Source organism: Leucobacter exalbidus (assembly GCF_017834145.1).
Classification (GTDB): domain Bacteria; phylum Actinomycetota; class Actinomycetes; order Actinomycetales; family Microbacteriaceae; genus Leucobacter; species Leucobacter exalbidus.
The window spans coordinates 476,937-496,923 of sequence record NZ_JAFIDA010000001.1 but is presented as its reverse complement, the minus strand read 5'-3'; the positions used below and the strand labels follow the sequence as shown (position 1 = coordinate 496,923).

Sequence of the window (19,987 nt, the reverse complement as noted above, 5' to 3'; positions counted from 1 at the left end):
TACCCGTTGTCTGATCAGTTGCCGAGCAGCTCATCCTCAATATCGGCATCGCTGGGGCCGCGACGGCGCTTGCGCACCGCATCACGGCGCTCGAGCTCTGCGACGGCGTCACTGCCCTCGTTGAACGTGCGGTACTCGCGCTTGGCGGCGTACAGCACGCCGATGCCGGCGATCAAGATGAAGACGTACCACTGCAGTGCGTATGAGAGGTGCGGCCCCTCATCGCGCTCAGGCTTCGCGGGCAGTGCCCCGTGTTCACCCGCGGGCGACTCGCTCACGAGCATGCCGTAGGCACCGGTGTAGGTTTCTGCCTCAATGCCCGTGATCTGCGCAACGGCGGGCACATCGATACTGGGGACCGTGAGCGCGCTCGAGGTGCGCCCTGAGATCTCGGGCTCAGCCGCGCGCAACCGCACCTCAACGGTGACCGTGCCCTGGGGGGCCTGGGGGAGCTGCGCCATATCGAATCCAGCCGACTCGGCGGCGTTACCGTCCACCGGCACCCAGCCGCGATCGACGTAGAACACGCGACCGTCGGTGGTCTGCAGCGCCTGAATCATGTCTGAGCCCACCCCGTCGGGCCCGGGCCGGTTGCGAGCCAGCACAGGGTCGCCCACATATGTGCCCGTCACGGTGGCGGTGCGCCACTTCTGCAGCGACTCATCAAACGAAGCGGGGTCGGGGATCTCTTCGGCGAGCGGGATGGCCGGGGCGCCGTAGTTGGCGTCGATGCGGTCAATCTCGGCGCGGGCCTCGCCGCGGCGCTCGAACTGCCAGTTACCCAACCAGACACACGCGATCGAGAAGATCAGCATCATGGTGAAATACCCCAACCAGCGACGCGACCGTAAGAACGACCAGCCGGGCATTTCGCTCGGGGTGGATGCGTCGGCCACAGCGGCGGGGGCGCCGGTGGTCTGCGTGTCAGTCATCGATCTCCTCGATCGTGCGCACCTCGAGCGGGAATCCCCGCGTCTCAAGGAAATCGCGCAGCGTGGGTAGGTGGGGCTCACATGCGAGCCATGTCTTGCGCCGGTCTTCGGCGTGGATCTTGGGGTTGCGCCACAGCAGTGCGTAGGCGGCCTCGTCGCGGCAGCCCGCGCGTGAGCACTCGTATCTCAGCGAGGTGGTGCCGCCGAGAATGCCGGGCGTAATGACGCCGCTCATGAGGCGTCCTCGGGAGCGTGATCGGCGGTGCGATCTGCAGTACGGCCCTCGGAGTAACCGGGGGCGGCCGATCGGGCAGAGCGGCGTGCCGGCTCAACATCAAGCACAATGAGTGTCGGCTCATCGGCGGGGCTGTCAGCCTCGGGGGCGGCGTGAATCTCGAGCGGCTCGGGCGCGTCGACCTCGGTGCGGGTCTCAGTCGCGACGGCGTTACCGACCATCACGGCGAACCAGGGGAGCACCACGGTGCCGATCGCGGGCAGAATGACCCACCAGCCGTGCACCCAGAAAAGTGAGACCACGCAAGCCACCCGCAGCGCCATAGCAATGAAATACATGCGCATGCGGTGCGACCGGTCTTCGGCGGCACTCACTCCTGCAGACGTGACACGATATTCCTGGCTCATGCGCTCCCTCTTCAACCTCTTCAGCCTACGCCGTATGGCTGAGACGTACCCCGGGCTTCACTAAGCTGGAGCCAAGTTTCATCGACGGAAGGATCTCTATGACTACCTCGCGCACCGTTCTCATCACGGGTGGCAATCGCGGCATTGGGTACGCAATTGCCGAGCGGTTGCTCGCCGATGGCCACCGGGTCGCCGTGACCGCACGTTCGGGCGAAGGCCCCGAGGGCGCGCTCACCGTGCGGGCCGACATCACCGATGCGGCATCCATCGACGCCGCGTTCACGCAGGTCGAGGCCGAGTACGGCCCGATCGAGGTGCTGGTGGCCAACGCCGGCATCACGAAGGACACGCTGCTGCTGCGCATGTCTGAAGAAGAGTTCACGAGCGTCATCGACACGAACCTCACGGGCACGTTCCGCGTCGTGAAGCGTGCAGCTAAGGGCTTCCTCAAGGGTCGCTTCGGGCGCGTCATCATGCTCTCGAGCGTCGTCGGCCTGTACGGCTCACCCGGGCAGATCAACTACTCGTCGTCAAAGGCCGCGCTCGTCGGCTTTGCGCGGTCACTGACGCGCGAGCTCGGGTCACGAAACATCACCGCCAACGTGATCGCCCCCGGATTCGTCGAAACCGACATGACCGCAGCGCTCCCCGAAGAGCAGCAGCAGAAGTACCTCGCGTCGATCCCCGCCGCGCGCTTCGCGCAGGTGTCAGAGATCGCGGGCGTTGCTTCGTTCCTCGCGGGCGACGACGCCGCCTATATCTCGGGCGCCGTGATTCCGGTCGACGGTGGCCTGGGCATGGGGCACTAGGCACGAACTGAGGCTGGGGCCGGGTCGGCAATGATCCGGATCAGCACGAGGCAGACAGCCTCGCGAGTGGGTGGCAGGCACAGTTTGCCACCCACTCGTTTTCTTGGGGACTTTGCCCGGTCAGGCCTAGCTCAGGCGATCGAGCAGCGGGATCGCGAGCGCAAGATCGCCCTCGATGGCCTCGTCAGCGCGCTCGACGACGACGGGCTTGCCGTTGAAAGACACGCCGATCTGGGCGACCTTCATCATCTCGAGATCATTCGCTCCATCACCGATGGCGACGGTTGCCGAAAGCGCGATGCCGCTGTCTGTGGCCCACTCCTGCAGGGCGTCGGCCTTGGCTGAGGCGTCAATGATCGGCCCCACGGTGCGGCCGGTGAGTGCCCCATCAACCACCTCGAGGCGGTTGGCGCGCCAGAAATCGAGCCCCAGCTCTTTCGCGAGCGGGTCGAGCACCTCGTGGAAGCCGCCAGAGACGACGCCCACCTTGCCGCCGCGGCGGTGCACCTCGGCCACCAGTTCACGAATGCCTGGGGTCAGGCGAATGCGCGCATATGTGTCGGCGAACACGGTATCGGCGGTGCCGGCCAGTGTGGCGACGCGCTCACGCAGGCTCTCGGCGAAGTCGAGTTCGCCGCGCATGGCACGTTCGGTGACCTCGGCGACGGCCGCGCGGCTACCCGCGGCATCGGCGATGAGTTCAATCACCTCATCCTGAATGGTGGTGGAATCACAATCGAGCACAACAAGGGGAGACACTGTCATGCTCCCAGTCTATGCAGCGTGCCGCACCCTGCCGCACGGGTGAACTCGTTAGGCTAAGAACATGACCAACGTGCTGCGCCTCAACGATGTTTCATACGTGCGAAATCAACGCCCGATTCTCGATAACGTGAGTTGGTCGGTTGAAGATTCTGAGCGTTGGGTGGTGCTTGGCCCCAACGGGGCAGGAAAAACCACGCTGATGAAGCTCGCGATGGCAGCCGACTACCCCACCACGGGCAGCGTCGACGTGCTCGACGAACGCCTCGGCAAGGTTGACGTGTTTGACCTGCGCACCCGCATCGGCTTTGTGTCGTCGGCTTCGGCGCGCCGCATCCCCGCACACGAACTGGTGCGCGATGTGGTGCTGACCGCTGCCTACTCGGTTGAGGGGCGTTGGAACGAGCAGTACGACAGCATTGACGTGCGTCAGGCCGAGCGCGTGCTTGCCGAGTGGGATCTTGCCGATTTCGCTGACAACACGTTCGGCACGCTCAGCGATGGCGAGCAGAAGCGCGCCATGATCGCCCGCGCCGTGATGACCGACCCGGAGATGCTGCTGCTTGATGAGCCCAGCGCGAGCCTCGACCTGGGGGCGCGTGAGCGCCTGCTGCAGATGCTCTCGGGCTTTGCGCGTTCACCGTACTCGCCCGCCATGATCATGGTGACCCACCACGTGGAAGAAATTCCGCCGGGGTTCACCCACGTGCTCATGATGCGCGGTGGCAAGGTGCAGGCCGCTGGCCCGATTGCTGAGACGCTGACCGCCGAGAATCTCGAGGTGACATTCGGCATGCAGTTTGAGCTGGCAGAGGCAAACGGCCGCTACGCGGCGACCGCTCGACCCTAGTTTCTCGACACGCCCGCCGTGAGGTGGGTAAATGCATTCACTCTTTCTGATAGAGTTGAACATTGGCGCGGGAAACCGCATACGCTTCGGTGCGCGCGTCGCACCATGACCACGCGATTTTTTTAAGGACACTCATGAAGACCGACATCCACCCCGAGTACAACGCAATCGTGTTCCGCGACCTGGCGTCGGGGGAGACGTTCCTCACGCGCTCCACGCTGACCAGCAGCAAGACGATCGAGCTCGACGGCGAAACGTACCCCGTTCTTGACGTAGAGATCTCGAGCGCTTCGCACCCGTTCTACACGGGCAAGCAGCGCATCATGGACTCGGCCGGTCGCGTCGAGAAGTTCAACCAGCGCTTCAAGGCCTTCGGCGCGTAAGCAGCTGCTGTATACAAACAGCGGCCAAACCTTTCGGGGTTTGGCCGCTGTTTTGTTGTCTCTAGCGGTGCCTGAGGATCGAGATGCCTCGGGAAAGCACTGAGCCTGGCCGCCGCCCCATGGGGCATCGGCCAGGCTCAAGACACCTGCCGCAGCGCACGCGCTGCGTGAACTGCAGTTAGCCGCGCACCGGCCAGCGGCCGTCAGCGACAAACAGCGGGTCGCGCGCGCGGCGCATGTAGGCCTGGAAGTTCTCGGCCTGGGCGACCGCCCACCCAATTTGGGCGCGGTGCAGTTCGTCGAGCTCGGGCGGCGCGACGTCGGCGTACTTCTTCGCGATGGCCTGCATCACGCGGCCCGCCGCAATTGCGTCTTCGCCGGCGTCGTGGGCGTTACCCAGCTCTACGCCGTAGTGCGCCGCGGTGGCCTCGAGCGTGCGCTTACCCTTGCGGTATCGATCAAACTGCTTATCAAGCAGCAGCGGATCAAGCACGGGGGCGACCTCGGCAGGCCAGGCCACTCCGTGGCGAGCAGCCTCAGCGGCCATGAGGCTGAGGTCAAATGGTGCGTTATACGCGACGATCGGGTACCCGCGATCGATCATCTCGCGCAGCTGCGCGACGATCTGCGCGACGCCCACGCCCGCGGCCATGCCGCTGGACTGCGCAATCTCAGTCGTGATGCCGTGCACATTGGCGGCACCTTCGGGGATTTCAACGCCCGGATCAATCAGCCAGTCATAGCGTTCAAGGACCTCGCCTGCGGGGCCGAGCAGGGCTACGGCGGCGCTCACGATACGTGCTTCAGCGGTGTCGACGCCGGTGGTTTCGGTGTCAAACACGGCAAGGTGCGTGGCCCAGAGGGGGAGAGTATTGGTCACGGCAAATCCTTTCGTTACCTCGATGCTACCGGCCACCCCTGACACGCCCGATGCGCAACGCGCGCACGGGCAGCACGCGGGGGAGTCCAGACCCCTGTCAGAGGCGGAAGCTACGATAGCTGTGTGACTAATGCCCAACCAACACTGACCGTTCAGACGTTGGGCGTGCCCACCCGAGTGTGGCAGCACGGCCCCGATGATGGTGAAACCATCATTTTCGTGCACGGCTTTCGCGGTGATCACCACGGTCTAGCCGGTATCGCCGAAGAACTCTCCCGCCAGCAGCCCGGCGTGCGCATTCTCGTGCCCGATCTGCCCGGCTTTGGGCAGACGCCAGCGGTGCCCGGCCGCACACACGATATTGCGCTGTACGGCGAGTGGCTGTGCGCGTTCGCACGCGAGGTCGCTCCCGAGAAGTTCGCGATCCTGGGCCATTCATTTGGCACCCTGGTGGTGACGGCCGCGCTGCAGGCCGGTCTTGATCCGGTGCGCGCGATCTTGATCAATCCCATTTCGGCCCCCGCGCTCGAGGGGCCGCAGGCGGTGCTCACGCAGCTCGCGATCGGCTACTACCGCGTGGCCGATTGGCTGCCCGAGACGCCGGCCCGTGCCCTGCTCGGTAACGGCCTCATCGTGCGCGGCATGACCGAGGTGATGGCGAAGACACGTGACCGTGAGCTGCGCCGTTGGATCCAGGGGCAGCACGCCGCCTACTTCAGTAGTTTTTCTGACGCGAAGACGCTGCTTGACGCGTTTCGCGCCTCGGTGTCACACACGGTGCTCGAAGCGACCGCGGTGTACACCATGCCCACCCTGATTATTGCGGGGAAACGCGACGATATTACCCCGCTCGCCAAGCAACTCGAGCTGCACCGCCGCATCGCAGGTTCCACGCTGCGCGTGATCCCGGATTCGGGTCACCTGGTGCACTATGAAGCGGTTCAAGACACGGTCGCGTACGTTATCTGGCATCTGACCGGCCAGGGCGATACCTTCGAACATCACGATGTAACCGCTCACGCGGGGGAGTAGACCGCATGAACATTATTCACATCACCGATCTTTCGATCCCTGAGCTGCGCGACTACACGCAGCTCACCGACGTTAATCTGCGCCGCATTTTGGAGCCAGCAGAGGGGCTCTACCTGGCCGAGTCACCCAAGGTGATCGAGCGCGCGCTGCGGGCCGGGCATCGCCCGCGCTCAGTGCTGCTGCTCGAGATTTGGCTTGAGCAGTTGGAGCCGCTGCTCGCCGAATACCCCGAGGTGCCCGTCTACGTCGGCACCTCTGAGCAGCTGGAGCAGCTCACCGGGTTCAACATGCATCGCGGCGCACTCGCGTCGATGCACCGCCCCGCACCCGTCGACCCGCTCGAACTGCTGCAGAACTCGCGCCGCGTCGTAGTGCTCGAGGGCTTGGCAGACCACATGAACGTGGGCGCGGTGTTCCGTGCCGTCGCGGCGCTGGGCGCCGATGCCGTGCTGCTGAGCCCCACCTGCGCCGACCCGCTCTACCGTCGCGCCGTGCGCGTGAGCATGGGCGCCGTGCTGCAGGTGCCTTGGGCCAGGCTTCCCGGCTGGACGCAGGCGGGCCCGATGTTTAAGGAAACCGGGTACGAGCTCACGGCGTTCGCGCTGCGCGACGACGCCGAAGACCTCGCGAGCTACGTCGACCATGTGCCTGAGCGCCTCGCCCTGATGTTTGGATCTGAGGGTCACGGCTTGAGCGAGCGCGCCCTCGCGGCGGCGACCCAGTCGGTCGTGATTCCGATGGAACATGGGGTCGACTCGCTGAACGTGGCGACCGCGGCTTCACTTGCACTGTGGGCGGTGCGCACAGGCGACGCACGCAGCAAGCAGAGCGGATCCAAGCGGTGAGCGCGTCGCGGGTGGGCCGCCGGGGCGCCCTGTGGTTCTCCATCTTTTGGGCCGCCGTGGGCGTGGGCTCCTACATGTTGGGGGTGCGCAACGAGTTCGGCCAGCGCGCCGAAGACAGCGTGCTCGACGCGGCAGAATTCACCACGTCACCGCCGCCACCGCTCAACCTCGTATCGATTCCGAGCGTCGCGGTTGCGCTGCTGATCATCGGCGTGGTTGCCCTCGCGGTGCACGGCATTCGGCGTGCGGCGGTCGTCACGATCGTGCCGGCCCTCGCGATCGTGGCCTCGCAACTGCTGAAGCAGCAGCTACTCACCAGGCCCGAACTGTTCGCGCTTGACCTGCCCAACACCTTTCCGAGCGGCCACATGACGGTGTTTACCGTCTTGACCGCGGGCCTCATCTGGGCGGTACCCTCACGGGGCCGCGCCCTCGTGACCCTGGGATGCGCGGTGCTGCTGGGCGCCGCGGGCTGGCAGCTGCTCGCCTACGGTTGGCACCGCCCGAGCGATGTGCTCGGGGGAGTCGCTCTGGGTGCGCTGGCCTTCTCGCTCGCGTGTTTGCTGCGCCCCGCCACTGCACGCGGCGGCGCCCCCATCATGGGCCGCACCGTCTCGGTGGGCCTCGCGATGTGCGGCTGGGTGCTGGTCGCCGGCGGCGTGGCACTCGCGCTGGGCGCGTGGATGGGGGAGAGCCCCGATCTCATGCTGAGCGCTGGCCAGTTCGGCGGCATCGGCATTAGCGCGCTCGCCAGCCGATCGCTGCTGTTGCTCAGCTCGGGCCGCTAACAAGCTCGCGAGCCCGGCAGCTACAGCACCGCGCCGTAGCGCTCCCCAGTAACCGCGCCGCCCGTCACCGCGGGCTGCCCGGCCACCCACACCTGGCTGACCCCTGTGGCGAGCTGCCACGGGTCGGTATAGGTGGCATGATCCGTGATCAGCACCGGATCAAACCGCACCAGATCGGCAACACTATTCGGGGCGATCACGCCGCGATCGGTCAGCCCGATGCGTGAGGCAGGAAGCGACGTCATCTTTCTGACCGCTTCCTCGAGGCTCAGCAGCCCGAGTTCGCGCACATATGTTCCGAGCACCCGGGCAAACGTGCCGAACGAGCGCGGGTGCGGTGTTCCGCTGCCGGCGGCTGACAGCGTCCACCCGTCACTTGCGACCGACACGAGTCGATGCTGCAGTACCGCGGCGACGTCGGCCTCGGCCATGGCATGGTTCACGATTGCGACGGCGGCACCGTGCCCCGCAAGCACGCGAAGCGCGGCTTCTTCGGGGCTGCACCCGAGCTGCTCACCGATCTCGGTCAGCGACTGGCCCACGGCCCAGCGATAGTCTGACCCGGTCACCGGCCCCAGGTCGGCGATGCGCACCCCCGCGGGGTCGACGTCGTACCCAAACCTGGCGGCAAGGCCGGCCGCGACCCTGCCGCGTTCGGTCGGGTCTGCGAGCCGCGCCAACAGGGCCGCCGGCCCGCCATCGAGCGCGAAGGCCGGCAGTCTCGACGTCAGGGTCGTGCTCGACGCCGTATACGGGTAGACGTCAGCGGCGACATCCACTCCGCGGCTTTGCGCGGCGTCGATCAGCTCGAGTGCCTGCGCGGTGAGCCCATACTGGGCGGGGCCCATGGCTTTGAGGTGTGAGATTTCGAGCCTGGCACCGGTGGCCTCAGCGGCATCGATGGCCTCGGTGACCGCCGCAATCAGCTGCCCAGATTCGTTGCGCAAGTGCGAGGAATACAGCAGGCCGGCCTCAGCCGCGGTACGCACGAGGGCTTCGATCTCGCCAGCGTCAGCGTATGACCCGGGGGCATAGACGAGACCCGTGGTGAAACCGCGCGCGCCCTGCGCAGCCGCCAGCCGAATCTCTGCCTGCATCTGCGCCACCTCTTCGGGTGAGGCCGGGCGGTTCGCCATGCCTAATACATGGGCACGCAGCGAGGTGTGACCGATCTGCGTGACGAGGTTGACGCCGGGGCGGTGCGAATTGGTGACCCGCGCAAACCCCGCCGCGTCACTCCACTCGCCGTCGAACACCGAATCAAACTGGGCGCTCGCCTGTCGCAGCATGTCGAGGTTGCGGGTGGGAAACGCTGACGCGCCACAGTTACCCGTGACGACCGTGGTAATGCCCTGCATTAGCTGGGTTTCGGCGGCGGGCGAACCCTGCACCGAAAAATCGGCGTGCGAGTGCAAATCAATAAAGCCGGGCGCAACCACATCGCCGCCCGCATCAGTGGTCGACTTCGCCGCTGCGAACGCGAGCTCGCGCTCGGCGCCGACCGCCGCGATCCGGCCGTCGCGCACGCCCACGCTCCCCAAGAAGGGGGCGGCGCCTGAGCCATCGACAATCAGCGCGTTTGTAATGAGTGAATCAAACATGGCTACCTCGTTTCGAGAAACAGCATGAGGGCGTACATCAGGGTCGCGGGCACCAGCAGCATCCACCCCGTCAGCAACATCATTCGTAAGTTCTTTGAGCGGGCCAGCCCCATCGTGCTGACCATGTTGGGGTTCGGAAACGGGCCGTACGTGTCAGCTTTTGAAGCAAACAGCAGCACGATTACCCAGGATCCGGCGCTCACGCCCATTTCGCCCGCGAGCGGACCAAACACCTTGTCAATCAACACCACCTGGGCCGCGGTGGCACCGGGCACGCCCACCCAGCCGATGAGGGCCACGATGAGTGTGAACAGAAACGGTGAACTCGACTGCAGCTGTGGGCCGAGCAGCGTGAGCACGGTATCGAAGGGCTGCAGCCGGTCGATGATCAGAAACAGCACCGCGAGCAGCCAGAACATGGCGAACACCCCGGCCATGCTCCACATGCCGCGCCCCATCGCGGCGAACCAGCGTTTGAGGGGGAGCTTCGCGCCGATGCCCGTGGCGATCGCCAGCAGTGGCAGCGCCATGAGCGGAAAGATCAACCCGACGCCAGTGACAATCGCGACGGCGACCAGCACCACCAGCAGGCCGGCGAAGACGACCGTGGCGCGGCGCGAGGAGCTTGTGATGGGAGCGCTCGTGTCGGCAGCTTCTTCGGCGGAATAAAAGTTGCCCGCGCGGGCGCTGCGTTTCTGCACGATGGGCACCCACACCAGGCCAACGGCGAGCGTGAGGGCCGCCAGCGGGCCGGCCCCGTACAGCACATACTGCCCGTACCCCACGTTTGCGGCCTGCATAATCGCGACGTTGCTGCCCGCGAAGGGGGCGAGCGCGAGCCCCGCACAGCCACCAACGAACATCAGTGTGGCGGTGGCGATGCGGGTGTAGCCCAAGCGAGCGGCGACCGGGATCAACAGCGGCGCTGCGATCGCGAGTGCCCCGGCGAGGGTGCCGAGCGACGCGACGAGCACGAGGCACGCGAGCATAATGCCGAGCGCGACGGTGCGCGGGCCGCGGTGCCCCACGAGGCGCAGTACCCCGCCCACAATCACCTGGGCCACTCCGGTCTCGCGCAGCACCCCGCCCACTCCCGCGCCCAACGCGATGATGAACCCGATGATCGTCACCTGGTTCGTGAGCGAACCGACCAGCATGTCGCCAGCCTGCGACAGCGTCGGCAAATTCAGCAGCAACGCGGCGGCCAACGCCACCAGCGTCGACACCAAAATACTCATGCCAGAAATGGCGAGCACGGCATACAGCGCAATCGGCATCAGGCCCCACAGCGCTGCCGGGTCACTGCCACCGGCGCCCGCGGCGGCACGCACTGCGGGCGACACCACGATCGCCAGCACGATGCCGGCGATGGCGATCACGATGCGAAACAGGTTCATGGGGCGGTGCCAGGGCAGGGGCGCGCCCCGCGCAATGATGGGCTTGGTGGTGGTCTGCATTGACCGGCCTTCCAGTGGGGGAGTGATGGGGTTAGGGCAGATCGATGAGGCGGGCTTCTCCCGCCTCGGCAACCACTTCGCTGATGAGCTGGGCCCGGCGCGCAATCTGGAACGAGCGGGTGCCGGTACCAGTGCCGGCGCGAGTGGTGTAAACCGCTGGCCTGGGCAGTGAGTTATAGCTGAAGTGATTGGTTGCGTAATACCCGCCCGTGTCGGGCACCGCGATGAGATCGCCCGCATGAATCTTAGGGAGCTGCCGATTCGTGGCGATCAGGTCGCCTGCGAAACAGGCGGGCCCGGCAATATCGTAGGCGTGGTGAGCTCCGGATCGGGGCACGCCCTCAGGCGAATACACTTCGACCCTGAGCGGCCAGGCATCGGGCATGAACACCGTACGCGTGGCGACCTGCACCCCGATGGGGGTGACCGCGATCGTGCGGGGGCCGGCCTGTTTGACGTACTCCACCCGCCCAATCAGCATTCCGGCCTTCGCGGTGAGTGCACGGCCAAACTCAGTCGCAATGCGGTACTTTCCCGAGAACAGTGCGGGCGCATATTCATGGAGGGCACGCGCGTGGTCGTCGAAGGTGGGCGTGATCTCGTCTGACTGGAAGTTGACGCTGAGCCCACCGCCCACATCGATCGTGCTGATGCGTTGTTCGCTGGCCGCCGCTTCGACCTTTTCGGCGAGCCGCACGACCGCCGCGATATCGCCCGCGGTGTGCTGCAGCGAGACGCCCTGTGAGCCCGAGTGCACGTGCACCTGTGTCATCCAGGGGCGCGCCACATAGGCGTCGATGATGCGCTGCTCAAAATCGGCGAGCCCGATTCCAAACTTCGATGTGGGGGTGCCCGTGCTCATCGCTTCGATGCTGCCGGCCCCGCTTTGCGGATTAATGCGAAAACCGATGCGGGGAAGCGGCCCGTGCCAGGCCGTCACCGCACGGTCGACGCGGGCGAGCTCTTCAAAGTTGTCTACGTTGAAGTGAACACCGTGTGAGATCGCCTCAGCAATGTCTGAGACGGTTTTGGCGGGGGAGTCATAGATGATGCGGTGCGCGGGGAAGCCCGCGGCGAACGCGATCTGCAGTTCCCCGGGGCTCGCCACCTCGCAGCCCAGCCCGAGCTCGGCCAGGTGCTTGAGCACGGGGCGCAGCGCGAGAGACTTGGCTGCCACCGTGTGCAACGCGACCACATGAGCGGGATATGCGCGCTGTAACTGCGCAACGAGTTCGTCGAGCGTATCGAGATCGATCACCGCACACAACGGTTCGGCATCGGTGAGCAGCCCGCGACGGGCCACTTCGGGCAAGACGCTCTGGCGCCGGCTGGTGATGGGGTGCAGTGAAAGGAGTGGTGACGAGAGATCGATGTCTTGCGGAGCAAGCGATGATGTGGTGAGCACAATGTCAGGCTACGTCGGCCGCGCGCTCACCGGCCCCTCCGTTTCTGATGAATATCAGGGTGGCAACTGTGCATTACTGAGGTGAAGCAGCGCTGGCCCTGGTCTCAGCGCGCACACCACACAGGGTTCTGTGTTCAAACAAGCCAGAACGCGCACAAGTTCACGATGTTCGTGCAGCCTGCTGGCCAAAGAGTTACGCTGCTCAGATGGATACGCTGCGTCTGGAAGCTGTGCTCGCTCCCGCCGAGGGGCTGCTTATTCCGCTGGGCCCGACGCCAGACGAGGCGGCGCTTCAGCGGCCCGTGACTGGGCTAGAAATTTATCAGCCGGGCACACCCACGGATTACACCGACCGCATCGTGCTGGTAATGACCGTCATCGACGACGCTCATAAACTGCAGCAGATACAAGCAGAATGCGGCGGTGCGGCGGCCCTGGTTGTGCAGCCAGACACTGCGGCCGGGCTGAGCATGACGGGCGCACCGGTCACACCGGTCGTACTGCGGCGATCACCGTGGGTGACGATGGACGCGTTGATTCGGGCATTGACCTCGCTCACGCGCATCTCGGCGCATGACCAGACCGGCCCAGCTGAACAAGCCGCAGAAACACTGGAGCGCGATGCGGCGCTGGCCGTTCACCGACGAGAAAGCGCCCTGCTCGCGCTGTTGCAGGGCACAACCGAGGCGGCAGTCCCCGCCGCGATGCTGGGGCTACGGCCCGACCTTGACCACGTGGTGATTGCGTCGGCGGTCGTTTCCAAGGATCTTGAAGCACTACGGCTGTCGTTGTCAGTCGGGTTTCCCGAGGAGCGCAGCGTGCTGTCTGACGGTGTGCTGTTCTCGGTGCTGCCCGTGCACTCGGTGGTTGCTGCCGAGGCGCTGCGCCCGGGGCATCCGGTCGAGACACAGGCCCGCGTGACCGATGAGCTGCGCGCCCGCCTCGGCCGGGCCGTGCACACCTCGGAGGATCTTCCCATCGGTGTGGGGTCGGTCGTATCGGGGGTGTTTAGCCTGCATGAATCGGCGGCGGTGGCGCGAGAGACGCTGCGCGCGTTGAAATTCAAGTTGGGGGCGCCGGCGCTTGCTGATGCACGCGGGCTGCGTATTGCCGGGGGAGCGGATGTCGCAGATGCGCTCGCGTTGATTCGGGCGGGTGATGCGCTGCGCCCGCATGGCGCGGCCCTTGCCGAGCTGCTCACGCTGCTCGCCGAATACGATCGCGTACACCACAGCGGGCTGCTGCCGACGGTACTAACCGCGCTCGAGCACCGGGGCAACCTGTCGCAGGCGGCGCGGCAGCTGGGGATCCATGAGAATTCATTGCGTACGCGCCTAGAACGCATCAGGGTGCTTTCGGGCATTGACCTCAATGAGCCCGTGAGTGCGCTGCGAACGATGGTGGCGTTTCTGGCGAACCCGGGGATCCATAACGAAGCCCGGTCTTAACCGGCGCAGCCTGGGTCTTGGCCGCGCGTGGTGGGCTGGAATCGGCCAGGCACATCGAGGCCCTAACATCCTGATCAAGATATAAAAGATATAAAGCTAATCTGAGATATAAAACATATAAATCAAGTTTCTGTTACGCTGGGGGCATTGCAAGGAGGCCAGCATGGACAGTCCGTTTCGCCCGGGGTTTGGGAAATCACCGCCATTTCTGGCGGGACGCACCGACGCCCTGATTCAGCTGCAGTCTGGTCTCGAGGTGGGGCAGTGGCCCCAGGAGCGCGGCATCTTGATGACCGGGCTGCGCGGCGTCGGCAAAACGGTGATGTTGAACCACGGCGAGGATCTGGCCGCTGAGGCCGGCTGGCAGGTCGTGTCTGAGACCGCCTCGCGCGGCTTTTTCGAACGCATCGTGGGCGTACATCTGCCGCAAATTCTGCAGCGGCTCAGGCCGGGCCCAGCCTTTCGCATCACCGGGGTCTCGCTCGCGTCTCTCGGTAGTATTTCGGTGGAATACCCTGATGGCCGCACTGAAACGCCCACGTTTCGCGGCATGGTGAAGCAGATCCTTGACCTGCAGGCGGGCCGCGGCGGCCTGTTGTTTACGCTCGATGAGGTGTCTTCGGCCTCGGCCGCCGAAATTGGCGTATTTGCGGGGGAGTACCAACACCTCGTGCGCGAAGACGCCGAGGTGGCGTTCATGGGCGCCGGGGTGCAGGGCGAAGTGAAAGGCCTGCTTGCCGACAGTTCATCAACCTTTCTGCGCCGCTGCGCGCACGTCACGATTGGCATGCTGTCGTATGAGCAAACGATCTCAGCGTTTCAAAAGCCCATCGTTGAACACGGTCGCGCGGCGAGTGACGCGACGCTCGAGTATCTGGCCCGAGCGGCGCAGGGATACCCGTTTCTCGTGCAGTCCATCGGCGATATTGCCTGGCGGGCCACACCTGATGCGCGCGAGATTTCACTGATCGACGCTGAGACCGGGCATCGCAAGGCCCGGCGATCGATGGGCGCATTTATTCACGAGCCGGCGCTATCTGGGCTATCGCGTGTGGATCGCAGCTATTTGGCGGCCATGGCACGTGACGATGGCCCGAGCCGTTCTGAAGATATTCGCGTCAGAATGGGCAACGTTGAGCCGGGGTACGCGTCGATGTATCGCGCCAGGCTGCTGGCTGCCGGATTGATTCAGGAGGCGGGCTACGGGTACGTCGATATTAAGTTCCCGTACCTGCGCGAGTATCTGCGCAACCTGATTGCTGCCAACGCCAGGCTCGACCGCATCGATGGCCTGAGTCTCGACGCAGGTTTCCCTCCGCCGCCAGCGCTGGACTGACGCCGGCTATGTATGGTGAGCTGTCTTTTGATCCGGATCATGCCAGCTCACCACACAACTCCAATGCGGCTCAAACCGGCTCATTTCCACTTCTCGTCACTGAGTCGATAATCTATATTATGTCAGCTTTAAGGGAAATGCCCCTCTTGTGGTTGACCCACCTGTACCGTTTTCTGCGGCTACCGCAGTGCGCGTTGCTGGGCCTGCAACTCGATGGCTTGGCGTGAGCTGCCCCAGGTCTCGGCCTTGCGATTCTCGGTGCGCGTCACTGCGATGCCAGGAACACCCCAATTCACCAAGAGGTACGAAACCTCCGAGTTCTGAGCCGAACAACACGCGCTTGATACGCCAACGCTCGCCACGGGGCCAATGTCAAGCTTCATTCCGTCTTTCGTGATGATTGATGAGTTCTCGAGATCACACCCAGGTTCGCCCAGCTGGGCCAAGTCATCGAAAGGATTATTTCGTGAGCGACATGCCACAAGGCCAGTAACCCGAGGTGGTTGACCTAAGTCAACGAATGGCGTATAGTTGACTTTCGTCAACGAATGATTCGTGGGGTGACCCGCATCGGTTCGTTTAGATTTCACGGGCCGCTCCCTCTCGCTACCTGGCGTCAGCGTGCGTTCGGCTCGGGCACAACACTCCCCTTTGAACCCAGCGAGGATTTTTACCCGAATGACCAGTTCCAAAAACTCCGTTCCCGGTGACGGAATACTCACCGGCCGCGCGCTCAACCTCGCGCTCACCGGCCTCTTCATGAGCATGTTTGTCTCCATGGTTGCAATGAATGTGGTCGGCACTTCAATGCCGGTCATTATTGCAGACATCGGAGGCTCACAGGCGTCATACACCTGGGTCGTAATGGCGACCTCGCTCGCATCGGCGATCGGCACTCCCATCTGGGGCAAGCTCGCCGACCTCACGAGCAAGAAGGTGCTGATTCAGACGGCACTGGTGATTTTCACGCTCGGATCCATCTTCTCGGGCATGGCACACGATCCGACGTGGCTCATTTCCTTCCGCGTGCTTCAGGGCCTCGGTGTGGGCGGCCTCGGCGCCCTGGTGCAGATCGTTCTCGCTGAAATTGTGAGCCCTCGTGAGCGCGGCAAGTACATGGGCATTATGGGCGCGATCATGGCAGTCGCGACCGTGGGTGGCCCGTTACTGGGAGGCCTGCTGACGGACACCGTCGGCTGGCGCTGGAACTTCTATGTGGCCGTGCCGATCGCCATCGTGTCGATCATCATGCTGCAAAAGACCCTGCACCTCAACACCGCAAAGCGCAAGATCAAGATCGACTACGCAGGCGCAGTGCTCATCTCGGCCGGCTTCTCAAGTCTGCTGATCTGGATCACCCTGGGTGGGTCTGAGTTTGACTGGATGTCATGGCAGACCTTCGTGATGGTGGGCGCCGGTGTGCTTATGCTGGTGGCCGCGGTAATCGTGGAGATGAAGGTCGAAGAGCCCCTCATCCCCCTCACGCTGTTCAAGAACCGCACCTTCACCCTGGCTTCCATCGCCAGCATCTCGGTGGGCGTGGCAATGTTCGCGACGGTTGTGTACCTGGGTCAGTACATGCAGCTGGCACGCGGGCGCTCGGTGATCGAATCAAGCTTGCTCACGCTCCCCATGATGGGCGGTCTGCTCGGATCATCAACCCTCGTCGGCCAGATCATCTCGCGCACCGGTAAGTGGAAGCGTTACATGGTTATCGGCGGCGTCTGCCTCGTCATCGGTACGGTCATGATGGGCCAGCTGCGCTATGACACCGACATGTGGTACGTGGGCGTCTCAATGTTCATCTTGGGCTGTGGCGTGGGCATGACCATGCAGAATCTCGTGCTCATCGTGCAGAACACGGTGGCCCCCACTCAGATGGGTGCCGCGAGCTCGGCCGTCACGTTTTTCCGCACCATTGGCGGCAGCGTGGGCATGTCCATCATGGGCACCGTGCTGGCGCACAAGGTGATGACCTTCCTTAACGAAGGCATCGCGAAGCTTGCGCAGACACACCCGATGCGCTTGATGGCGTTGAAGCGTTGCAGAGCGGTGCACTGCCGAAGGTTTCTGAAATTGCTGAGCCACTGCGCTCGGTGGTCGAAGATGCCTACGGTCACGCCATCGGTGACGTGTTCTTCGCGGTCTCTCCCCTGGCGCTCGTCACGCTGATCGCAATTATCTTCCTGCCCAACATTCCGCTGAGCTCGAAAAGCAACGCTGAGCGTCTCGCCGAGCAGTCAAAGAAACTGCCCGCCGAGTCTGCTGGTGCGACGCTCGTGGAGGTCTCAACCGGTGCGATTCCTATGATTGACGTCGACGCCGCCGAGCGCGCAGCGGCCGAGCGTGATCGCGGTGAGAACCCGCCCACGGGTCGCGACTCGCGCTGATCGTGAACACGCCAGAACCTGCGGTTCCGTTTCTTCCCGCGGTTCCGTTTCAACCCGCGACTCCCCCACGTGACACCCTGATGCCAGAGATCATCGCTGAGTTTTCTGAAACGGTGGCGTTCGTGCGGGGTCGCTGGGCGAGGTACGCGGCAGAGTTTCACCCCGAGTTGAAGAAGGCGGGCATCGCGATGCTGCAGGTGATTCGGCGCAATGGATCGACCACGGCCACCGAGCTGTGCCAGCTGCTTGATATGGATAAAGCGCTGGTGAGCAGGCAGATCACGAAGCTGCGCGAGCTGGGGCTCGTCGACGCAGCAGCTACTCCTGAAGATCGCCGCGTGGTGTGTTTGACCGCGAGCGATCAAGCCGTTGAATTCCTTGACGGGATTCGGGTGCGGTGGGCTGAGACCTATCGTGAGCGCTTCACTGACTGGAGTGTCGAAGACCTGCAGCAGCTCAAGATCGGGCTGCGCAGGTTTAACCAAGATCAGGGTTAGCGGCACGCGATAGTTGGGTCACAGCCCCTGGTGGTCAAGAGCCACCGCGAAAGCAAGATAGACTGATATTAGCCACGATCACCCACTCGCCTGGGTGGTCTGGTCAGACCCCGGTTCGAGTGATACTAGCGCTCAGCCGGGGTCGTTTTATATGTACGGGTCATACCCGCCGCCGCACCTAAGCCCGGTCGGGCCCGTAGCACGGCCCGGGTAGAATGGTGGGATGGACTCCCCCTATGTGAAGATCTGCGGCATGCGCGATCCGCAGCTCACCAAGCTCGCTGTGCAGCTTGGCGCGCAGGCCATTGGGGTCGTCATGAGCCCAGGCACCCCGCGGCACGCGACCGATGCTGAAGCGCGAGCGGTGATTGCCGCTGTGCGTCAGGAGTCGCCGGCTACCGGGCAGCCCTGTGCCGCAACGCCCGCTGTCGACACCGTGCTCGTGGTGAACAAGATGGCTGCCGAAGAGGCTGCCCAGCGTGCGGTCGCGCTTGGCTTTGACGTGCTGCAGTTGCACGGCAAGTACACCGCAGCAGACGTGGCGGCCGCGCAGGCGATCATTCCGCGGGTGTGGCGAGCGGCCTCACTGGCCCACTTCCCCCACATTGTGCCGGGTGAGCTGGGCGAAGAACGGCTGCTGCTCGATGGCTCAGCACCCGGATCGGGTGAGCGCTGGGACTTTGGCGATCGTGCCCCCCAAGAGTTTGGTGACCACTGGCTACTCGCCGGCGGGCTCTCCCCCGCAAATGTCGCCGCGGCTATTGCGGATCTCTCGCCCGCGGGTGTTGATGTCTCAAGCGGCGTCGAAATGGCCCCGGGCATGAAGAGCGCCGAACTCATTGAACAGTTCATCGCGCAGGCGCGCAGTGTGCCGCTCGCGTGAACAGATAATATCTGATTCTGGTGTTTTTCAGAACTACACTGTAATCTGATCGTTATATTTAAATCGTGACGAACTCGTACACGTCCGCCTATTGAAAGCTTGCATGACTGACGCACCTCCCGAACCCCCCATAGATGCTCCCACTCGTAAGGGTCTGCGGGCCTCCCTGCGCAACGCAGGCGATGAGATGGCATTTCGGGTTCCCCGTCGCACGCATGTACCGGCGGCGGCTCCCGCTCTCGCTCCCCCGCGCAAGCCGCGCAGTACCCGCCAGAAGTTTGCTGCGGCTGCCGCCTCGGTGTGTGTCTCGGGCCTCGCGCTTGTCGCGGTGATGCCGATCGCCAGCCAAGACGAGGTCGCTGTCTCGGCTGCGGCTCAGCAAGAGCTTTTCGCCCAGCAGGAGCTTTTCTCCGAAACCGCCGTCGGCGATCTGCCCGATTCGTTCGCCGAGGTTGCGGGTGTGGCCACGGCCGAGGTGACCGAAGCATCGTATGAATTCAACCCAAAGGTGTGGGTGAACTACCCCTTCGCGCGACAGGTCATGCTCACCGACCCGTATGGCTACCGCACGGCGCCCGTCGAGCAGTTCCACGACGCACAAGACTTTGCGGCAGCCTCGGGCACGCCGATCCAGGCGGTCGCAGACGGCGTCATCGTCGAAGCAGGCTTCGCGAATGACGGCTGCGGCTTTGGCCTGAAGATCGATCACGAGATTGACGGCCTAGAGGTATCGACGCGCTACTGCCACATGGTTGATGGCTCGCACGATCATAAGGTCGGCGAAGACATCAAGATGGGCGACTTCGTGGGCGAGGTCGGCGCGACCGGTATGGCCTTTGGCGCTCACCTGCACTTTGCGGTGCGCATCAACGACGAGCCAGCCGAACCGATGGAGTTTCTCGCCAAGTACAACACTACGCCGCGCACGGTCGCCAAGCCGGTTGAAGCGGGCGCTGCGACACCCGCCGACGCCACGGCTTAACAGCCTCACCCACGAGAGCGCCCTCCGAGCAAGAATCTTGCCCGGAGGGCGCTCTCGTAGTATCC

The 19,987-nt window shown here is 64.2% G+C and carries 22 protein-coding genes; 13 read left to right on the top strand and 9 right to left on the bottom strand.

Going from position 1 to position 19,987, the window contains the following annotated elements; translation table 11 throughout:
* Positions 1-14: 14 nt before the first annotated feature.
* The 3 genes from JOF28_RS02275 to JOF28_RS02265 are packed head-to-tail and all read right to left on the bottom strand — an operon-like array spanning position 15 to position 1,574.
* Positions 15-932 (bottom strand): SURF1 family cytochrome oxidase biogenesis protein, encoded by a 918-nt coding sequence (locus JOF28_RS02275; RefSeq protein WP_209704285.1) that lies wholly within the window; start codon positions 930-932, stop codon positions 15-17.
* Positions 925-1,167: a hypothetical protein gene (locus tag JOF28_RS02270; RefSeq protein WP_209704284.1), complete on the bottom strand. Its 243-nt coding sequence runs from the start codon at positions 1,165-1,167 to the stop codon at positions 925-927. The genes JOF28_RS02275 and JOF28_RS02270 overlap by 8 nt, the downstream gene beginning before the upstream one ends.
* The gene (locus JOF28_RS02265) at positions 1,164-1,574 is read right to left on the bottom strand and encodes a DUF3099 domain-containing protein (RefSeq protein WP_209704283.1); all 411 of its coding nucleotides are present in this window, start codon (positions 1,572-1,574) and stop codon (positions 1,164-1,166) included. Before JOF28_RS02265 ends, JOF28_RS02270 begins: the two co-directional genes overlap by 4 nt.
* A gap of 98 nt (positions 1,575-1,672) precedes the next feature.
* Here JOF28_RS02265 and fabG point away from each other — a divergent pair, with 98 nt between their 5' ends.
* The gene (gene fabG / locus JOF28_RS02260) at positions 1,673-2,383 is read left to right on the top strand and encodes a 3-oxoacyl-ACP reductase FabG (RefSeq protein ID WP_209704282.1); all 711 of its coding nucleotides are present in this window, start codon (positions 1,673-1,675) and stop codon (positions 2,381-2,383) included.
* A gap of 126 nt (positions 2,384-2,509) precedes the next feature.
* On the opposite strand, the gene serB is transcribed toward fabG, so the two are convergent.
* Positions 2,510-3,148, bottom strand: a complete 639-nt coding sequence (serB, locus tag JOF28_RS02255; RefSeq protein WP_209704281.1) for a phosphoserine phosphatase SerB — start codon at positions 3,146-3,148, stop codon at positions 2,510-2,512.
* Positions 3,149-3,209: 61 nt separating this feature from the next.
* On the opposite strand from serB, the gene JOF28_RS02250 reads away from it, so the two are divergent.
* Complete coding sequence (locus tag JOF28_RS02250; RefSeq protein ID WP_209704280.1) at positions 3,210-3,995, top strand: ABC transporter ATP-binding protein; 786 nt, start codon at positions 3,210-3,212, stop codon at positions 3,993-3,995.
* Positions 3,996-4,129: 134 nt separating this feature from the next.
* Entirely contained in the window at positions 4,130-4,378 is a 249-nt protein-coding gene (locus JOF28_RS02245; protein ID WP_209704279.1) for a type B 50S ribosomal protein L31, read from the top strand.
* 178 nt (positions 4,379-4,556) lie between these two features.
* Here the strand turns inward: JOF28_RS02245 and JOF28_RS02240 are convergent, their stop codons facing one another.
* The gene (locus tag JOF28_RS02240) at positions 4,557-5,258 is read right to left on the bottom strand and encodes an exonuclease domain-containing protein (protein WP_209704278.1); all 702 of its coding nucleotides are present in this window, start codon (positions 5,256-5,258) and stop codon (positions 4,557-4,559) included.
* A gap of 123 nt (positions 5,259-5,381) precedes the next feature.
* Between JOF28_RS02240 and JOF28_RS02235 the strand changes: the two genes are divergently transcribed.
* From JOF28_RS02235 to JOF28_RS02225, 3 genes are read left to right on the top strand one after another with little or no spacing between them, the layout of a single operon-like run.
* The gene (locus JOF28_RS02235) at positions 5,382-6,290 is read left to right on the top strand and encodes an alpha/beta fold hydrolase (RefSeq protein WP_209704277.1); all 909 of its coding nucleotides are present in this window, start codon (positions 5,382-5,384) and stop codon (positions 6,288-6,290) included.
* A gap of 5 nt (positions 6,291-6,295) precedes the next feature.
* Positions 6,296-7,135, top strand: a complete 840-nt coding sequence (locus tag JOF28_RS02230; RefSeq protein WP_209704276.1) for a TrmH family RNA methyltransferase — start codon at positions 6,296-6,298, stop codon at positions 7,133-7,135.
* Complete coding sequence (locus JOF28_RS02225) at positions 7,132-7,923, top strand: phosphatase PAP2 family protein (protein WP_342452054.1); 792 nt, start codon at positions 7,132-7,134, stop codon at positions 7,921-7,923. Before JOF28_RS02230 ends, JOF28_RS02225 begins: the two co-directional genes overlap by 4 nt.
* Before the next feature lie 20 nt (positions 7,924-7,943).
* Here the strand turns inward: JOF28_RS02225 and JOF28_RS02220 are convergent, their stop codons facing one another.
* From JOF28_RS02220 to JOF28_RS02210, 3 genes are read right to left on the bottom strand one after another with little or no spacing between them, the layout of a single operon-like run.
* Positions 7,944-9,524, bottom strand: coding sequence for an N-acyl-D-amino-acid deacylase family protein (locus tag JOF28_RS02220; RefSeq protein WP_209704275.1), 1,581 nt, complete (start codon positions 9,522-9,524; stop codon positions 7,944-7,946).
* A 2-nt stretch (positions 9,525-9,526) separates the two neighbouring features.
* On the bottom strand, positions 9,527-10,981 hold the full coding sequence (locus tag JOF28_RS02215; RefSeq protein ID WP_209704274.1) for a Na+/H+ antiporter NhaC family protein: 1,455 nt from the start codon (positions 10,979-10,981) through the stop codon (positions 9,527-9,529).
* Positions 10,982-11,012: 31 nt separating this feature from the next.
* Positions 11,013-12,386 carry a type III PLP-dependent enzyme domain-containing protein gene (locus tag JOF28_RS02210; protein ID WP_342452053.1) on the bottom strand — a complete coding sequence of 458 codons (1,374 nt, stop codon included), beginning with the start codon at positions 12,384-12,386 and terminating at the stop codon, positions 11,013-11,015.
* Between the two features lie 206 nt (positions 12,387-12,592).
* Here JOF28_RS02210 and JOF28_RS02205 point away from each other — a divergent pair, with 206 nt between their 5' ends.
* Positions 12,593-13,834: a PucR family transcriptional regulator gene (locus JOF28_RS02205; protein ID WP_209704273.1), complete on the top strand. Its 1,242-nt coding sequence runs from the start codon at positions 12,593-12,595 to the stop codon at positions 13,832-13,834.
* Between the two features lie 163 nt (positions 13,835-13,997).
* Positions 13,998-15,170, top strand: a complete 1,173-nt coding sequence (locus JOF28_RS02200) for an ATP-binding protein (RefSeq protein WP_209704272.1) — start codon at positions 13,998-14,000, stop codon at positions 15,168-15,170.
* Positions 15,171-15,349: 179 nt separating this feature from the next.
* Here the strand turns inward: JOF28_RS02200 and JOF28_RS02195 are convergent, their stop codons facing one another.
* Positions 15,350-15,553 (bottom strand): hypothetical protein, encoded by a 204-nt coding sequence (locus JOF28_RS02195; protein WP_209704271.1) that lies wholly within the window; start codon positions 15,551-15,553, stop codon positions 15,350-15,352.
* 295 nt (positions 15,554-15,848) lie between these two features.
* Between JOF28_RS02195 and JOF28_RS02190 the strand changes: the two genes are divergently transcribed.
* From JOF28_RS02190 to JOF28_RS02175, 5 genes are all read left to right on the top strand, one after another.
* Positions 15,849-17,342: a DHA2 family efflux MFS transporter permease subunit gene (locus JOF28_RS02190; protein WP_245189833.1), complete on the top strand. Its 1,494-nt coding sequence runs from the start codon at positions 15,849-15,851 to the stop codon at positions 17,340-17,342.
* Positions 17,267-17,560, top strand: a complete 294-nt coding sequence (locus JOF28_RS14425; RefSeq protein ID WP_245189832.1) for a hypothetical protein — start codon at positions 17,267-17,269, stop codon at positions 17,558-17,560. Before JOF28_RS02190 ends, JOF28_RS14425 begins: the two co-directional genes overlap by 76 nt.
* 2 nt (positions 17,561-17,562) lie before the next feature.
* Entirely contained in the window at positions 17,563-18,057 is a 495-nt protein-coding gene (locus JOF28_RS02185; protein ID WP_342452052.1) for a MarR family winged helix-turn-helix transcriptional regulator, read from the top strand.
* Between the two features lie 223 nt (positions 18,058-18,280).
* Positions 18,281-18,940: a phosphoribosylanthranilate isomerase gene (locus JOF28_RS02180; RefSeq protein ID WP_209704270.1), complete on the top strand. Its 660-nt coding sequence runs from the start codon at positions 18,281-18,283 to the stop codon at positions 18,938-18,940.
* Positions 18,941-19,043: 103 nt separating this feature from the next.
* Positions 19,044-19,922: a M23 family metallopeptidase gene (locus tag JOF28_RS02175; protein ID WP_245189831.1), complete on the top strand. Its 879-nt coding sequence runs from the start codon at positions 19,044-19,046 to the stop codon at positions 19,920-19,922.
* Positions 19,923-19,987 lie beyond the last annotated feature (65 nt).

Bases quoted from the DNA above. Each gene is read 5' to 3' on its own strand.
- JOF28_RS02275 (WP_209704285.1), bottom strand. From the start codon at position 932: ATGACTGACACGCAGACCACCGGCGCCCCCGCCGCTGTGGCCGACGCA.
- JOF28_RS02270 (WP_209704284.1), bottom strand. From the start codon at position 1,167: ATGAGCGGCGTCATTACGCCCGGCATTCTCGGCGGCACCACCTCGCTG.
- JOF28_RS02265 (WP_209704283.1), bottom strand. From the start codon at position 1,574: ATGAGCCAGGAATATCGTGTCACGTCTGCAGGAGTGAGTGCCGCCGAA.
- fabG (WP_209704282.1), top strand. From the start codon at position 1,673: ATGACTACCTCGCGCACCGTTCTCATCACGGGTGGCAATCGCGGCATT.
- serB (WP_209704281.1), bottom strand. From the start codon at position 3,148: ATGACAGTGTCTCCCCTTGTTGTGCTCGATTGTGATTCCACCACCATT.
- JOF28_RS02250 (WP_209704280.1), top strand. From the start codon at position 3,210: ATGACCAACGTGCTGCGCCTCAACGATGTTTCATACGTGCGAAATCAA.
- JOF28_RS02245 (WP_209704279.1), top strand. From the start codon at position 4,130: ATGAAGACCGACATCCACCCCGAGTACAACGCAATCGTGTTCCGCGAC.
- JOF28_RS02230 (WP_209704276.1), top strand. From the start codon at position 6,296: ATGAACATTATTCACATCACCGATCTTTCGATCCCTGAGCTGCGCGAC.
- JOF28_RS02220 (WP_209704275.1), bottom strand. From the start codon at position 9,524: ATGTTTGATTCACTCATTACAAACGCGCTGATTGTCGATGGCTCAGGC.
- JOF28_RS02215 (WP_209704274.1), bottom strand. From the start codon at position 10,981: ATGCAGACCACCACCAAGCCCATCATTGCGCGGGGCGCGCCCCTGCCC.
- JOF28_RS02205 (WP_209704273.1), top strand. From the start codon at position 12,593: ATGGATACGCTGCGTCTGGAAGCTGTGCTCGCTCCCGCCGAGGGGCTG.
- JOF28_RS02200 (WP_209704272.1), top strand. From the start codon at position 13,998: ATGGACAGTCCGTTTCGCCCGGGGTTTGGGAAATCACCGCCATTTCTG.
- JOF28_RS02195 (WP_209704271.1), bottom strand. From the start codon at position 15,553: ATGAAGCTTGACATTGGCCCCGTGGCGAGCGTTGGCGTATCAAGCGCG.
- JOF28_RS02190 (WP_245189833.1), top strand. From the start codon at position 15,849: ATGACCAGTTCCAAAAACTCCGTTCCCGGTGACGGAATACTCACCGGC.
- JOF28_RS02180 (WP_209704270.1), top strand. From the start codon at position 18,281: ATGGACTCCCCCTATGTGAAGATCTGCGGCATGCGCGATCCGCAGCTC.
- JOF28_RS02175 (WP_245189831.1), top strand. From the start codon at position 19,044: ATGACTGACGCACCTCCCGAACCCCCCATAGATGCTCCCACTCGTAAG.